15 protein-coding genes and 2 pseudogenes are annotated in these 14373 nt (G+C 66.8%); 6 read left to right on the top strand and 11 right to left on the bottom strand.

The features are described from left to right. Positions 1–423 precede the first annotated feature (423 nt). Positions 424–1005: an RICIN domain-containing protein gene (locus FDM97_RS15285; RefSeq protein WP_137990961.1), complete on the bottom strand. Its 582-nt coding sequence runs from the start codon at positions 1003–1005 to the stop codon at positions 424–426. Between the two features lie 257 nt (positions 1006–1262). Between FDM97_RS15285 and FDM97_RS15280 the strand changes: the two genes are divergently transcribed. Together FDM97_RS15280 and FDM97_RS15275 are read left to right on the top strand one after the other, a co-directional pair. Continuing rightward, complete coding sequence (locus tag FDM97_RS15280) at positions 1263–1937, top strand: hypothetical protein (RefSeq protein ID WP_137990960.1); 675 nt, start codon at positions 1263–1265, stop codon at positions 1935–1937. Continuing rightward, the gene (locus FDM97_RS15275) at positions 1925–2584 is read left to right on the top strand and encodes a response regulator transcription factor (protein ID WP_137990959.1); all 660 of its coding nucleotides are present in this window, start codon (positions 1925–1927) and stop codon (positions 2582–2584) included. Before FDM97_RS15280 ends, FDM97_RS15275 begins: the two co-directional genes overlap by 13 nt. Before the next feature lie 8 nt (positions 2585–2592). On the opposite strand, the gene FDM97_RS15270 is transcribed toward FDM97_RS15275, so the two are convergent. After that, positions 2593–2916: a hypothetical protein gene (locus FDM97_RS15270; protein WP_137990958.1), complete on the bottom strand. Its 324-nt coding sequence runs from the start codon at positions 2914–2916 to the stop codon at positions 2593–2595. 8 nt (positions 2917–2924) lie between these two features. Continuing rightward, a pseudogene (locus FDM97_RS15265) lies at positions 2925–3285 on the bottom strand (transposase); the annotation flags it as partial. 289 nt (positions 3286–3574) lie between these two features. On the opposite strand from FDM97_RS15265, the gene FDM97_RS15260 reads away from it, so the two are divergent. After that, positions 3575–4216, top strand: coding sequence for a hypothetical protein (locus FDM97_RS15260; RefSeq protein ID WP_137990957.1), 642 nt, complete (start codon positions 3575–3577; stop codon positions 4214–4216). A 32-nt stretch (positions 4217–4248) separates the two neighbouring features. On the opposite strand, the pseudogene FDM97_RS15255 reads toward FDM97_RS15260, so the two are convergent. Then, positions 4249–4635 (bottom strand): annotated as a pseudogene (locus FDM97_RS15255) (ISL3 family transposase); the annotation flags it as partial. Positions 4636–4686: 51 nt separating this feature from the next. Continuing rightward, on the bottom strand, positions 4687–5052 hold the full coding sequence (locus FDM97_RS15250) for a hypothetical protein (RefSeq protein ID WP_137990955.1): 366 nt from the start codon (positions 5050–5052) through the stop codon (positions 4687–4689). A gap of 898 nt (positions 5053–5950) precedes the next feature. Between FDM97_RS15250 and FDM97_RS15245 the strand changes: the two genes are divergently transcribed. Next, complete coding sequence (locus tag FDM97_RS15245) at positions 5951–6382, top strand: hypothetical protein (protein WP_137990954.1); 432 nt, start codon at positions 5951–5953, stop codon at positions 6380–6382. 686 nt (positions 6383–7068) lie between these two features. Here FDM97_RS15245 and FDM97_RS15240 read toward each other — a convergent pair. Both FDM97_RS15240 and FDM97_RS15230 read right to left on the bottom strand, forming a co-directional pair. Next, a complete protein-coding gene (locus tag FDM97_RS15240; protein WP_349775385.1) occupies positions 7069–7299 on the bottom strand; it encodes an HD domain-containing protein in 231 nt (76 codons plus the stop codon). Positions 7300–8321: 1022 nt separating this feature from the next. Further along, positions 8322–9169 (bottom strand): IS5 family transposase gene (locus tag FDM97_RS15230; RefSeq protein ID WP_175439126.1). Its coding sequence is split into 2 segments (ribosomal slippage): positions 8322–8830 and positions 8830–9169, totalling 849 coding nucleotides; the frame shifts between segments, so codons are not numbered across the junction. A 125-nt stretch (positions 9170–9294) separates the two neighbouring features. On the opposite strand from FDM97_RS15230, the gene FDM97_RS15225 reads away from it, so the two are divergent. Then, positions 9295–9729 (top strand): hypothetical protein, encoded by a 435-nt coding sequence (locus tag FDM97_RS15225; protein ID WP_254705601.1) that lies wholly within the window; start codon positions 9295–9297, stop codon positions 9727–9729. Here FDM97_RS15225 and FDM97_RS15220 read toward each other — a convergent pair. Together FDM97_RS15220 and FDM97_RS15215 are read right to left on the bottom strand one after the other, a co-directional pair. Next, positions 9721–10553 (bottom strand): IS5 family transposase gene (locus tag FDM97_RS15220; RefSeq protein WP_137990951.1). Its coding sequence is split into 2 segments (ribosomal slippage): positions 9721–10199 and positions 10199–10553, totalling 834 coding nucleotides; the frame shifts between segments, so codons are not numbered across the junction. The two genes, FDM97_RS15225 and FDM97_RS15220, sit on opposite strands and share 9 nt — an antisense overlap. Before the next feature lie 408 nt (positions 10554–10961). After that, positions 10962–12068, bottom strand: coding sequence for a DUF6236 family protein (locus tag FDM97_RS15215; RefSeq protein ID WP_137990950.1), 1107 nt, complete (start codon positions 12066–12068; stop codon positions 10962–10964). A gap of 366 nt (positions 12069–12434) precedes the next feature. On the opposite strand from FDM97_RS15215, the gene FDM97_RS15210 reads away from it, so the two are divergent. Continuing rightward, on the top strand, positions 12435–13175 hold the full coding sequence (locus FDM97_RS15210) for an IS5 family transposase (RefSeq protein ID WP_137990949.1): 741 nt from the start codon (positions 12435–12437) through the stop codon (positions 13173–13175). On the opposite strand, the gene FDM97_RS15205 is transcribed toward FDM97_RS15210, so the two are convergent. Continuing rightward, positions 13123–13671 (bottom strand): hypothetical protein, encoded by a 549-nt coding sequence (locus tag FDM97_RS15205; protein WP_254705599.1) that lies wholly within the window; start codon positions 13669–13671, stop codon positions 13123–13125. The genes FDM97_RS15210 and FDM97_RS15205 overlap by 53 nt on opposite strands. Before the next feature lie 116 nt (positions 13672–13787). Beyond that, positions 13788–14324, bottom strand: a complete 537-nt coding sequence (locus FDM97_RS15200) for a DUF4240 domain-containing protein (protein ID WP_137990947.1) — start codon at positions 14322–14324, stop codon at positions 13788–13790. Between the last annotated feature and the right edge of the window lie 49 nt (positions 14325–14373).

The following is a 14373-nucleotide window of genomic DNA, read 5'->3' as shown; positions in this document are numbered from 1 at the left end:
GGCGTGCCTCCCACACAGAGTGCATTCCGCAGTCTTCACCGCCGTGCCGGCCTTCGCCGCGGCTGCCGGGTCGGCTTTCGCCTGCCTTGGTCATCCAGTCGGGGTCACAATCAACTGCTGCGCTGAGTTGGTTTGAGGCCCACGTGTGCGCCGCGCAGGAGAAGGCTGCCAGGACGATTTTCGGACCTCTCGTATCTGCTCGCGTCAACAACGCCTCAGCTGTCTCCTGCGTCACCCCCGTGTCCTGAGCGTCCAGCAGCAGGCGGTGGGGGACTTCAGTTACGCCTCCGACTTCGGCCGCTGGTGGAGTGGTACCACCCGCACCCGGAGTCCCGCGGGGACGCCCAACGGCTGGCGGAGGCCGTCGTAGGACTTGCCTTCGACGGCCTCCGCACCGCGGTTCAGCGGCTTTGCGCTGAGCTGCTAGGCGATCTGGTCGTAGTTCCAGTACCTGTCGAAGCGCGGCACCCAGATGGTGGGCCAGGGCACACCGGAGACGTTGCAGGCGCCGAGGGTCACGGGCGAGCGGCGGCCGGTGTCGTGCAGGCACTGCCCGGAGCCCAGCTCCTGGAACTCCCAGTGGTCGCCCTTCTCACCGCCCTGGAAGACCCACGTGAAGGTGGCGCAGTTCCAGCCGTCCGTCTGGATGAGGTAAGTACCGCTGTAGGCGCCGCCGCTCTTGAGGCCGAGGCAGCGCGCGCCGCCCCAGGTGCCGATCACGAAGTTGCCGTTGCCCACGCTGTGGAAGGTGAAGCGCTGGTGCAGCGCGCCCTTGCAGTCGAACGTCTGGATGATGGCACCGACGCTGGTGGACTCGCCCCGGATGTCGAGGCACTTCCAGCTGTACCCGGCCCGCACCTCGTAGATGGGCGCGTAGTACGGGGTGGTGCTGTAGCGGATCGTCGGGTTCTCGGCGGCCTGCGCGGACGCGGGCAACAGCATGACGAACAACGCTGTGAGAGCGGCTATGACCCCGCTGCCGAACCGGCGGAATTTTTGCGCCACGTTCTCTCCTGACTGAAAACAACTGACCGGGGACGAGCTTGACGCCGGAGAAGCTACCGAGATCCACTGAGCCTCCGGTACCCACCCTTTCAGGGGGGTGTGTTCACTGCGGAGGCTGTGGTGAGGGTGGGCTCGGGTCTGCAGCGTGCCCAGCGGTTCATGATGCTGGCGACCGGCCTGTATCGGGCCGGCCACCTGACGGCCCGCTTCGCGGCCGTGCTGCGGAAGGCGCCGCCGGGCGAGATCCTCCCTGGGCCGTGTTCGGCGGAATCCTCGCGTCCAGTGCGTGGCTGTACGGGAACGCGTACGCACGGGGCTGCTTCGACCGGCGCTGGGTGTGGGCCGACGTGCTGGTGACCGGGTGCTCGGTGCCGCTCCTTGTGTGCCTGGGGACCGGTGCGCGGTCGGGCGGCGGCTGGGTGCCCGGGGGCACCGAAGTGGCCGTGTACGGACGGCTGTTCCTGCTGGGCGGGTCGGTGAGCGCGGCGGCGGGCGTCGCTCTGGCGCCGCGACCGGCCGTGGGGGCCGCACTGCTCCTGCTCGGCACCACGCTGGCCGCGTACCTGTGGGTGATCGGGCCGGAGGCGGCTCCGGGGTCCGCGCCCGTCTGGCACCTCAACTCGGTGGTCTCTTCGGCCGTGATGGCCAGGGTCTTCTGGTGGTACCTGCCCCGCCAGGGCACCCAGCTGGACGAGGCCAAGGAGCGGGCGCTGACCGCCGAGGCCGCGCGGGCCCGGCAGGCGGAGCGGATCGCGCACCACCGGACCCTGCACGACACCGTGCTGACCACGCTGACCACCATCGCCGCCGGCCGTGTGGTCGCCGTGTCCGAGGCCCTGAACAACGTACGGTGTCACGCCGCGACCGGACAGTCCGAGGTCGACAGCCCTCCCGGCGAGGGCACCAGCATGCAGCTGCGGTGGCCCACGTGATCACCGTGGCCGTGGTGGACGACGACCGGATGCTGCGCGAGGGCCTGCGCTCCTGGCTGGCCGGGGTGGAGCGGTTACGGCTGCTGGCCGCGGTGGAGACGGTGGACGAGCTGCTCACGGTGGGCGGCCGGCCCGCCGACGTGGTGCTGCTCGACCTGGTGCTGCGCGACGGCTCCGTCCCCGAGGAGAACGTCCGACGGCTGTGTGCGGCGGGCAGCCGGGTGCTGGTGATCAGTACGGTCGCGGACCGGGCCCGGATCGTCGGGACGGTGGCGGCCGGGGCGGACGGCTACCTCACCAAGGACCACTCCCTGGAGACGCTGGTGGGCGCCGTGGAGACGGTGGCCGGGGGCGGTACGGCGCACTCCGTCGAGCTGGCCTTCGCCTGGGCGCACGACACCGGCCCGGCCCGGCCGCAGCTGGCGCCGCGCGAGCTCCAGGTCCTGCTCGACTACGCCTCCGGGCTCACCCTCAAGGCCACCGCGCGGCGGGCGGGCGTCAGTCCGAACACCGCCAAGTACTACCTGGACCGGGTCAAGGAGAAGTACCAGCGGGCCGGTCGCCCGACGTACACGAAGATCGACCTGGCCCTGCGGGTGCGCGAGGACGGGCTGGGCCCACAGGACCGTTCCCAGCACCGCCCTTAGAGGTCATCTCATTTGGTGGCTACGTGTGGGGAATCCGCGACAAGTTGAGCCATCTCGCGCAGGCGGTGCCAGTACTCAGGGGCGTCCGCTTCGCCGAGTACAGGTACGACCCGGTCTAGGCGGGCGATGCAGCGAAGCAGAATGCTTCGACCCCGCGCTTCGAGCTCGCCGCCGTTCTTGATCCACGTGAAAACACAGCCTGCGGTGTCCGAGTCCAGCATCACCAGGTCGAAGCCGGCCCGGTCCGCTCCAGCCAGTCTGGGAGGAAACGGCGATTCCATGAACTCTTGGTACAGGCGTGATACGGCCTCAAACACAGTCTCTTCGCTCACGCGGACCATCATGGCGCAGCTTTCACAACGCCTGGAGTCGTCTCGAGCCTGCGGTAGCAGATGAGGGTGCAGGCGATGCTGGTGAAGGCGAGGAAGTGGTCGGCTTTGCGTTCGTAGCGCCGGTGGAGGCGTCGGCAGCCGGCGAGCCAGGCCATGGTGCGTTCGATAGTCCAGCGATGGCGGCCCAGCCGCTGCGAGGACTCGACACCCTTGCGGGCGATGCGATGGGTGATGCGACGCTGGCGTAACCATCGCCGCAGGTGGGGGTAGTCGTAACCCTTGTCGCCGTGGAGCTTGCCCGGCTTGCGGGGGAAGCCCGCGGCCTTGATCCGACGTTCGGAGCGGCGCCGGGCCCGGTATCGCACTCAGCCAGCAGGAGCTCGGAGAGGAAGCCGAGGCAGGACATCTACTCTCGGCCGGCGGTCTCGACGAGTTCGGGGGACTGTTTCCGGATGGTCGGCAGCCGCAGCACCCTGGCCCCCTCGTCGTGCAGAGCACAACCACGGTCACGAAACAAGCATCCAGGTGCTCTCAGAACTCAGGTTCTGGTCCAACATTTGTGGAGCGGTGACGCTCAGTGTTGTTGAAGGCCTCTGTGTATGGTGACGTGCCACCACGACCGACAGGGGTGTCGGTGGGACGGTCGATAATGCCGGTCATGGCAGATCGCAGTCCGGTCCTCCGGATCATCACCTCGGCGGCACGGGAGTCCCTTAAGCCGCTTGGCCTGGCCCAGCGCGGGCGGTCGCGGCTGTGGATTGATGATCACGGCTGGTGGCTCGGGGTTGTGGAGTTCACCCCGCCGCGGATTGCTGGCAGCGGTCTGTACGTCGGTGCGATGTGGCTGTGGCACGACGTGGACCACCTGGCGTTCCACGTGGACGCAGTCCGGGTCGGCTCCGAGCTGTTTCGCACCGAGGACCAGTTCACGCCGCTGGCACTCGAACTCGGTCGGCAGGCGGCTGCGAACGTGACCGCCTTGAGGGAGAAGTTTCCGGCTCTGCCGGACGTCGCCCGATACCTGACGTCCAGGCCGGTGCGCCGGGGATTCTTCTGGGACAGCTTTGACTCCGGGATCGCAGCCGCCCTGGTTGGGGACCCGGCCACGGCCCGCGATCACTTCGAACGAGTCCTTCGAGAGGACCCGCTGGCCCCGTGGATGGTCGAAGCCCAGGAGAAGGCGCATGAGCTTCACGCGATCGCGGCAGATCGTGACGCCGTGACCGCCTGGGTCACGAGGGCCGTCGACTCATGCCGGAGCAAGCTGGGCCTGCAGCCCGTGCCGCTCGCGATGAGCTGAACGGACCCGCTCGTTGAGCGATAGAGCTGCGGTCAGGCAAGGAGGACTCGCTTCCGCAGCAGGCTGAAACCGGCCCGGCCGTACATTTGGCGCTTGATCATTTTGATCCGGTTGACGTGGCCTTCGACGACGCCGGAGCTCCAGGGCAGCGCGAGGCCGGCGGTGACGGCGGAGAGATCCCGTTCGAGGCCGTTGACGAAGGCGTGGAGGCTCGGCAGGCCGTCGGCGCGGACCGCCTTGATCCACTGCGGGAGCTGGTCACCACCCTGGAGCTGGGTGAGCATCTTCCCGAACGCGCGGACGTGCCCGCTGAGGGCATCCAGTTCGGGGCAGCCGGCGAGGACAGCCTTGAGCTTCAGGCGTTCGCTCTCCGGCAGGGTGTCGGGGTGAGTCAGGATCCAGCTGGCGATCGTGCGTGGGGACGGCGGACGGGCTGCCGGTGCGGTCGGGGATGCGCGAAACGGCTGGAGCTAGGCGCGGACGGCTCCGTAGCCGCCGGTGTAGCCGTGCGTCTTGACCTCTTCCCAGAGGGTCCAGGCGTTCGTGCAACCCTCGGCCCATCGCTCGTGCAGGGAGGGCTTGAAGTCGTCGAGCTTGGTCCTGCGGTTCTGCCACTGCCTCTGGAACACGTCTTCCGGCCTCGCGGCGTCGGCCAGCCGTTGGACGGTGCGGTAGGTCATGCCGAGCTGTCGCTGAATCGAGCGCCGGCTGCGGTCGGCGGCCAGCAGCGCGTGGACAGCGGCGTGCTTGGCGCGGGTGCGGTCGGAGAACCGGTGCCCGATGGGCCATGGCGACCCGCTCTCGGCCGGTGCCGGAGCCGGAGCCTTCTCCGGCACCGACTCGGCGAAGGTCGCGCGGAGGCACGAGCGGCGGCGGGAGACGCACCGCTCGGCCGCTTCGCCGAGGTTGCGCCAAAGGTGGAACCGGTCGGAGACCGTCCTGCCACAGGAAGGTCAGCGGAAAACCGCAGGTAAGAGCCGTGCACCCGCCTGGACCAGCTTCCACAACCCGGGCGCCGAGCCCCGGCCGTCCGGCATCTGACACCGACTCGGATCACCTCGCCATCGTCCTGCACGGACACCACTCTGATCCCCGGATCCGCCAGGAAGAGCAGCTCTTCCAGCCGGAGCAGTACCTCGCGCACAGCCCAGAACCATCAGCCCGAACGCGGTCAGCACCGGCAGTTTCCAGAGGATCTCGCGAGACCTCCCGGCAAGACCAACAGTCACAGGGAGTAGGCACACCACAGAAGTTGGACCAGAACCCTCAGCGACATCACTCTCCCATGGAAGAGGGCGCTATCCACGCTGAGCTACAAGCGCTCTCGCAACTCGCAAACAAGGCCAGGTCGGTGAGCGGGAGGGACGGGTAGCGGGTGAGGTGGTCCATCCAGGCGGCGAAGTCACGAGTTGGCACACTGCCGTCACTCCAACAAAAAAGTTGATCCAGGCCCGAGAGACACATCAGTGGCAGCGGCGAGCAGTCGGCCGACTGTGTTGTCACAGCGACGGCGGTCGCCGGTTGCCTCATCGACGAGAATCCTCACAGATTCTCCCTTTGGCCGACGTGCTGCGGGTCATGTCAGCAGTGGTGCATGGCAGGACCGGCCTCAAGTCTCCATAATTCCTTCGGATTTGTGCACAGCATGTGTCCAGCACCTTGACTGGCGTCATTTGACTGCCAGAGGATCTGGCGCACCATCAACCAGCGGAAGGCACCAGGTCTGATATGTCCATGCGCCGCATCGTCAGCATCGCCACCTCGACGGCCCTCGCAGTTCCGCTCGTCACGCTCACCGCAACACCCGCCCAGGCACTGACCTGCGACGGCGCCCACGTAGGGGTGTACGCCACCGTCCGCAGTGTCGGACCGGTCTACACGCCCACCGACGGGGGCTCGACCAGCATCAAGCTGGAGTTGAAGAACGAGCGCATAAGCGACTGGTCTCACGCCCTGATCACGCAAGGCTACCTGTCGGGCGCGTCGATGCGCGTCTGGGTGGAGCGGTCCTCGAACAATTCGACCTGGACCGCCTGTTCCAAGACTACGGGTTACAGGTCCTTGGAGGCCAACAACATCAACTACTACATGCGCGCCTGCATGGACTACCTGTACAACAGCACCCGGTACGGGTTCTGCACCAGCAGCTACTTCGACAAGGACTAGCAGCGCCGGGCTCCAGTTGCTGCGGCCCCGCAACCACCGGCGGGGCCGTTGTGCTGTGCTGGCAAACGGGTCCGCGCGCCGCAATCCCGGGGCACCTATTCGATGACCCTGCGCAGCCCGGGTGCTCGGCTCCAGCAGACCTGCGCGTCGCGCGATCCAGACCGCCTCGCCGTCCTCCTCCGCCGAGATCATTCGCGACCTCGCGATCCGGCAGCAACAGTCACGCGGCGTTGACGCACCACAGAAGTTGAGCCAGAACCAAAACTCAGCGACATCACTCTCCCGTGGAACAGGGTGCTCTCGCCCCTGGGCTACAGGCGCTCTCGTCACTCAGCAACGAAGCCAGCCGTGTACCGGTCCTGGTGAACGCGGTCCGTTCCTATTCCCAGGACCCTGGAGATCTGCGTGTCGTTCAGGCCCTGACTCTACAGCTGCACCACCTTCCGGGGCCGGGCTCAGCGGCATGGCGTCGATCGTGGGTACGACCAGCTCCTCCAGCGGATCGAAGTCGTCGGCAGCCCGCCGCTGGCAGGAGACCGCCACGACGAGCCCGGTGTCGTCCAACGGGTCCAGCCGCGCTTGGGCCCGCAGCATGTCGATCGCCAGATTCCTCGACGCCCTGCGGAAGTACGCCGCAAGCTGCCCCGCGGGACCCAGCTGGCCGTTCATGACCTTCCTCGCCCCCTCTAGGTACGGCCTCGTGGGCACCGTCCTCGCACGCCCGCCAGCCGCCGACCGTCGGCCTCATCACCAGGAAGCGCCGCACCGATCAATCTGCGCACACCTCCGGGAAGCCACCGATCCCACAACAGACCGGCCAGCGCAGCACTGTCCTCCAAGTGCTGCCACAACGGCGCCCACCCGTCGCAGTCCCGATCGTGCTTGGCCCAAAGCGTCAGAACCGGCCCACCAAGCATGCTCCGAAGGCCGGATCGACCCTCCCCCACACCCGTCATGCCAGATCAATTCAGGCAAGTCCTGGCGCAGGATGCCTATATGGCGAGACCGGACAAGATCTCTTCCGGATCTGTCGGTACAAGCGAGGAACCAGCGAAACCGTGGCCGTAAGATGATCGCTTTACACTGACACCCATGGGCCATACTGCCCCACATGTCCGCTCCCCGCACCCGCGGGGATGGTCCCACTTTGCGTAAGCCCGCGGGGTGCCGAGGGCCGACGAAGGAGCGCGAGCGGCATCGAAAGGCCGGCGAAGAGGGGTGTCAGACGGTCCGTTCGGCACCGTAGTAGCCGTGACCGGCTGTTCACTCTGCTGTGGCCGAAAGCACCGCGGGATACCGGGCTGGTCGAGGAGATCTTCGGCGCCCCCTGGACCGGCACACCGTCACCGGTCCAGGGTGAGGCAGCCGCGCCGATCGTCCCGAGCCTCGCCACTTCGCTTGCTGCCGTGCTTGACCAGCGGAAACTACTGGCGGAGCGGATCGAGGAACTGCTGGAGGCTCACCCTCTTTCGAAGACACCTCATGGTGCCAACTCGTCAAGGCACTGGCTGCGGTATTCGAACAGCGATTGCCCGTAGCGCTTCTCAATAGGTGTGGCTCCGGCCGCGGCTTACTGATCGTTTCAGAATGAAGCGCTTGGCCAGAGAGTTAGGCGCTGCGATGATGCGAACTCGACTGGGCGGTGGGGGACGGGGACACCAGATGACGCGGTGGCAGCTCTTGCAGGGAGACGTCCTGGTCGGTGAGCTCAGTGAGTACGGCTGTGATCAGCCGTTCTTCCTGGCGCGCTTCACCCCGGGACCTGGCTGGGAGAGCGTGAGGCCGTTGTTCGAGGCATGGGCGACCTACAGGGGCCCGGACCCGGATGGGCTCAGGTTCGTCTCCCTGGCCAAGCCGTTGCAGGATTTGGGGCTCACACTGGCTCCGGTTGACGGCCAGCAGACTCCGTTGCAGCTCTTCAAGGACTGCATGGTGCGTATCAATGGGGCTGAAGCCCACCTCCGCTACTGACCGAGCAATTGGCCGTTCGTGGGAGTCGGCGCAGGCATATGAGGCTGCAGGCCAGGTCGAGCAGGCCCTGGTGGATGTCAGTGCGTCGTTCGTAGCGGGTGCGGAGTCGTTTGAACTGGTGCAGCCAGGCGAAGGTGCGCTCGACGACCCAGCGCACCTTGCCCAGTCCGGAGCCGTGAGCGACGCCGCGTCGGGCGATCAGCGGTTTGATGCCGCGCTTCCACAGCAGGCGGCGGTACTTGTCGAAGTCGTAGCCCCGGTCGGCATACAGGCGCCGGGGCTTGCGGCGTGGACGTCCCCGCCTGCCCCGGATCGACGGGACGGCGTCGAGCAGCGGCAGGAGCTGGGTGACGTCGTGCCGGTTGCCGCCGGTGAGCGTGACGGCAAGCGGGGTTCCGTGCCGGTCGACGATCAGGTGATGCTTGGAACCGGGGCGGGCACGGTCGACGGGCGAGGGGCCGACGTGATCCCCCCTTTGAGGGCCCGGACATGTGATCCGTCCACGGAGCAGTCGTCCAGGTCCAGCAAGTCGGCGCGGCGCAGTTCGGTCAGCAGGGCGGCGTGCAGGCGTGGCCAGACGCCGGCCTCGGTCCAGTCCCGCAACCGGCGCCAGGCCGTCACCCCTGAACAGCCCACGGTCTCGGCCGGGACGTCGCGCCAGGCGACGCCGGTCCGCAGAACGTACATGATGCCCGCGAGAGCCGCCCGGTCCGGAACGCGAAGCCGCCCGGGATGCCGGCGGCGCCGTTCGGGGGCGGGCGGCAGCAGCGGGGCCACCCGCTCCCACAGGTCGTCAGGAACAAGATCAGCACGCACCCGGACACCCTGCCGACCAAGATCGGCAAGTGCAAGACCCGCAGCTCAACTCATTCTGAAACGATCAGTTAGACGTCGTTTCTTATGGCGGTTTCTGGGGCCATGGGCTATGCGGGGATACTGCTGTGGTGCTGTTGACGTGGATCGCCGAGGTGGCGTACGAGCCTCTGGTACTGGAGCCGGCTGACCGTCGGGTGGAGTGGGAGACCAACACCTGGTGGGTGAGTGCAGAGGACGAGGACAGGAGGTCGTTGTCCGTCTCCACGGTGGTGGCCGCCTTCGAGAGGACAGCGTCAGCCATCCAGGTCCGTATCCGCGAGCTGGGCTTTCCCGGGGTGGCGACGTTCTACGTGTGGCACGACGAGCAGGCCGGGCAGCTTCGGTGCTCGACGGGATCGGTTCCGGCGGATGCGTTGCCGTTCGACGGCGCCTACGCACTTTCTGACGGCCTCGGGCCAGTCATCGAGAGGTTCCTGGCCGACAGTGAGGCGGGCGCGGCAGAGTCGGAGGTGGTTCCCCTCCGGGTCTGGGCGTTCAGCGTTGGAGCAAGCTCACGCTGACCGGTTTTGCGCGTCCGCACGGACGAGACGGCGGTGGCAGATGAGGGCCGCGGAAATGCCCGCGAAGGCGAGGAAGTGCTCGGCCTTGCGCTCGTATCGCCGGTGCAGGCGACGGCAGCCGGCAAGCCAGGACATCGTGCGTTCCACGACCCAGCGATGGCTGCCCAGGCGTTGGGAGGACTCGACGCCGCGGAGGGCGATCCGCGGCACGATGCCGCGCTCGCGCAGCCATCGGCGCAGATGGTCGTAGTCGTAGCCCTTGTCGCCGTGCAGTTTGGCGGGGCGGCGTCGACGTGGTCCACGGCGTGAGCGGATCAGTGGGATGCCGCGAACCAGGGGCTCCAGGGCCTGGCTGTCGTGCAGGTTGGCGCCCGAGATCGCGAGTGAGATCGGCAGGCCGGTGCGGTCGCAGATCAGATGGATCTTCGATCCCTTCTTGCCGCGATCGGTCGGATTCGGTCCCGTCAGATGCCCCCTTTGAGGGCTCGGATGCTCACCGAGTCGATCGCGCACCTGGACCAGTCGAGCTGCCCGCGTGAGCCGAGCTCGTCCAGGATGACCCGGTAGAGACGGGCCCACACACGCTCGCGGCTCCAACGCGCGAACCGCTTGTACACCGTTTGCCAGCAAGCCCCGAAGACCGGCGGAAGCTGCCGCCAGGTGCAGCCCGACGTCGCCACGAACACAATCGCGGCCAGCACCTCACGATCCCCGGCCCGCCGACGTCCCCCACCCTGCGGCCGATGCACCACCGTCGGCGGCACCACCCGCCGAAACAGCTCCCACAGATCCTCCGGAACCAACTGCTCAACAAGACGGTCCACGCACCGTCAACGACCGTCGGACACCAAAGGAAACGACGTCTTAGAAGCCGTATTTCTATCGATCACGAGGACGGTTCTGATCGAACAGGGTGCCTGGTCGGGTGCCGTACGACCCCAGCTCCCTCTCCCGCGACGCGGCCAAGACCCTGCGCCAACTGTCAGAGGACCTTTACAGCGGCAAGGCCGAAATCGACGACCCCCGCAGGGCGGCCTCCTCCTGCACGACCTCCACAACCTTGCGCAACATCTGCCCCAGATCCTGCTGCAAACCTCAGCCGCCACCGACCGGATGGCCCGCGACGACGCCACCGCTGTCGCCCGTGTCATCAGTGAGGCCGCCACCACCGCCACCAACCTCGAAGACCAGCTTCGCCGGGTGCACAAAGCGGCAAGCGACGTCCGGGGGCGCTAGCACCAACGCCACCGGCCTGATCGTGTGTGAAGCAGTGACTTATGGGTGAGTTCGCGGTTGGCGGCGAGGAGGAAGGCCACTGGAGAGGACGCGATGCTTTGACGGCGTATCTGGAATCTACTGGCAACGTACGGCAGGACAGTGATGGCCACTGCCGCACTGGCAACGGTAAACTGTCCTCCTGCGGCAGCCACCCCTCCAACAATCGTGCCGGCAGCAGCGTTGATGTCAATCTTCAGGTCCATCGCCCCAGTGGTCGACTCGATACCCATCCCTCGCAATGCCCTGCGGAGTTCTTCGAGCTGCGGCTTGGTGACTCGTTCGTACAGGGACTCCAGGTGAGCCTGCGTAACCACTAAGTTCTCGACTGAGGCAATGATTTGCAGTTCGCTGGAGAGATCGGCGATGTGCTGACGGAAAGCGGTAAGCTCGGCCCGATAGCGTTCCCGGAAGTTGATCAGCTTCGCCAGAGGAATGTCCATCAACTGCCGAGGATAAATGACCGCTTGCAGAGCGACGTGCAGGTAGGCGCTATCAGCGTTCTCGAGTCCAATCGCTGGGTCCTCGTCGCTGAGCAGCATCTGGGGCAAGCGGTCCAACGCACCCATAGCGCGGTGCATGCGGGCGTCATCGGTGACGGGCGAGAGCATGTTGTGGCGAGCGATCGCGTCAGTCAACGCAGCAAGGTAGACAGAGCCGAGTTGGCGGCGAACGCCAATCGAGCAGCGATCGCCACGCTGGTTTCGTCGAAAGTCGTCAGCCAAGTCTGACGACACGAGCAACTCGCCGAGTTCCCAGCTAATCAGTGGGTCGTTGGGGCCAGCGTGTAGATCGTGTCGAGCCGACCCCACAACCAATACGTTGCTGGGAGCCATTGCCCAACGTTCATCGTCGTCGATCCGTGCATGTCGGCCGTATCGGTCCACAAGTTCCTTCCTGTGCACACTGATAGCTTCAGAGAAGACATCGGTGACCGTCGCCAAGTCGGTCACGCTGGGTACGATGTCAACAAGGAAATCGGTCTCGTTGCAGATTTGCCGAACCGACAGGGAATCGAGGTCCCGCGGTCCTTCGGGACGTAGACGCGCGATCTTGTCCCACATGAGCAGGGACAGCCTGACCCATTCCGGATCCTGGAAGTGTCTCCAGGGATAGCAAAGAGCGATAGACGACACCGGCACCTCCGTACTCTCTCCGCCTCTGGCCAGCCCAAGAGTATTGCCAGAAGAGGTCCTGTGCTGGGCCTTCCAACGTGCTTCCGTCTGAGCTCCACCGAGACTGTCTTCCTGCGTGACTGGGACAGCCAGACCGACTTGAGAAGCCGTCCTATCGATCACGAGGACGGTTCTGATCGAACAGGGTTCCTGATGGGGTGATCTTCCGGCTGTATGCGCATGAGGGCAGGGCCTCTCGGTAGCTCGGGGATGCGAATCTGACCGAGCAGTACCAGGAGGCCCTGTTGTCACTGGCTGGAGGGCCGGGGCGGGCAGCCCGAGGGCTACTGCCACCGCCAGATGCTGGACGCGATCCGCTACCTGGTCGCGGGCGGGATCTCTTGGCGGTCGATGCCCGCGGACTTCCCCCGCTGGGCCCGGGTCTATGACTTCTTCCGCCGCTGGCGCGAGAACGGGCTGGTCGCGGAGTTCCATGACCGGCTGCGCGGCTGGCTGCGGGAGCGCGAGGGGCGCGAGGCGGAACCGACGGCGGGGATCATCGACGCGCAGTCGGTGAAGGCCGCCGCGACGGTGCCGGCCGCCTCACGCGGCTTCGACGGCGGGAAGCTGGTCAATGGGCGGAAGCGGCACATCGTGACCGACTGCCTGGGCCTGCTGCTGGTCGTGGCCGTGACCGCCGCGAACGTGGGCGACCGCGAAGCGGCCACCGGCCTGCTGACCCGGCTGCGCGAACTGCACCGGGACATCTGCCTAGTCTGGGCCGACGGCGGCTACACCGGAGCCCTCATCGACTGGGCCCGCGAGAAGCTCGCCCTGACCGTGGAAGTCGTCAAACGGACCGACGATACGAAGGGGTTCGTGGTGCTGCCGAGGCGGTGGGTGGTCGAGCGCACCCTGAGCTGGCTGATGCACTCGCGGCGTCTGTGCCGTGACTACGAGACGTTGCCCGCGACCAGCGAGGCGGTGATCCTGTTCTCGATGATCACGCGGATGGGCCGCCGCCTGGCCCGGCCACGAGCCGCCGGCCAGCACTGAACGCCCCCGACGCCTCCTGGAGCAACCAGCCCCGCTCGGCCAGGCGTTTCGCCTTCGAGCGCACGCCCTCAACCTTCGCTGCTACCGCTGCGTCGATGCCCATCACGGCCGCGATGTCCTTGGCCCGCAGGGGTTCCAGACCCGGCCGGTCCTGCACCACATTCAAGATCCGCTGATTGTCCGGCGAGAGCACCGACGTCTCCAGCCCCTCCCGCCAAGGCGGCACCACAGCCCCCGGAACCGACGCGGACGCAGGCGCGGGAACGGGGGCGGGCACCGTTCCTCCCTCACCTTCGGCCTCCGTCGCGGCAGTGGTCTCGGCGGCGGATGCGGCCAGGGCGTCGACGAGCTCTTCGCGTGCGATCACCCGCCGGTCCAGCTCGATCTCACCACCTTCCAAGGCCGCAGCCGCACGGGCGGCCTCCTCCCGCAGGGCCTCTACCCGCTCGCGGGCAGACGCTTCCCGCGCTTCCAGCAACCCCAGCATCGACGCCATCGCGCACCCCTCGACGAACAAGCGGAAGCAGAACGCCGGATGTCTCCCTCACCCCGACCGAGACTATGCCTGACCAGCAGGAACCAAGCGATCATGTTCGGTTGAGATACGGCTTCTTACTCCAGGTAGAGAGCAGCCAGACGCGGCAGGCGGCGAGCCATCTCGTCTGAGTCAGAGAAGTCGAAGGCCCAGGCAGGGTCCAGCTGCGAGTAGCGGATGGTGGGTGGGCCCGCGGGAAGCTGATCACCTGTGGCCGTGATGTGCGCGTTCCAGGCGATGCCCAGCATGTCCTCCCCCTCAAGGTCGACGCGGCCGGCCGCGGCGGCTCGCACGATGGGGAGTTCCGCGAGGGCGTCAGGATCAGTGACTGCGCGCTCGAAGACCTCGCGGCCCTGAGCGATCAGCCAGCCGCGAAAGTAGTCGAAGCCGTCGTCGGAGCACCCGCCGTTGGCGATGTAGGCAGCGGCCCACAGTGGATTGCTGTAGGACTCGACCATCAGGTCCCACAGCACGTGCTCAGCGGCGACAATCTCCTCGACCGGCCGGTCGGCCAACAGCGAGGTCGCCTCGCGAGCGACCACTTCGCTTTCGTGTGGAACGATCGCCTGGTCGCGGGCTGCCGCGATGAGCTCCCAGAACTGCTGCTTGTTCATGGTGGCCGAGCATGCCACCTGCCACTGACAGAACAGGTTTCGACCGTTG

The organism is Streptomyces vilmorinianum, from assembly GCF_005517195.1.
GTDB classification, from domain to species: domain Bacteria; phylum Actinomycetota; class Actinomycetes; order Streptomycetales; family Streptomycetaceae; genus Streptomyces; species Streptomyces vilmorinianum.
This window is presented reverse-complemented; position numbering and strand designations above follow the sequence as displayed.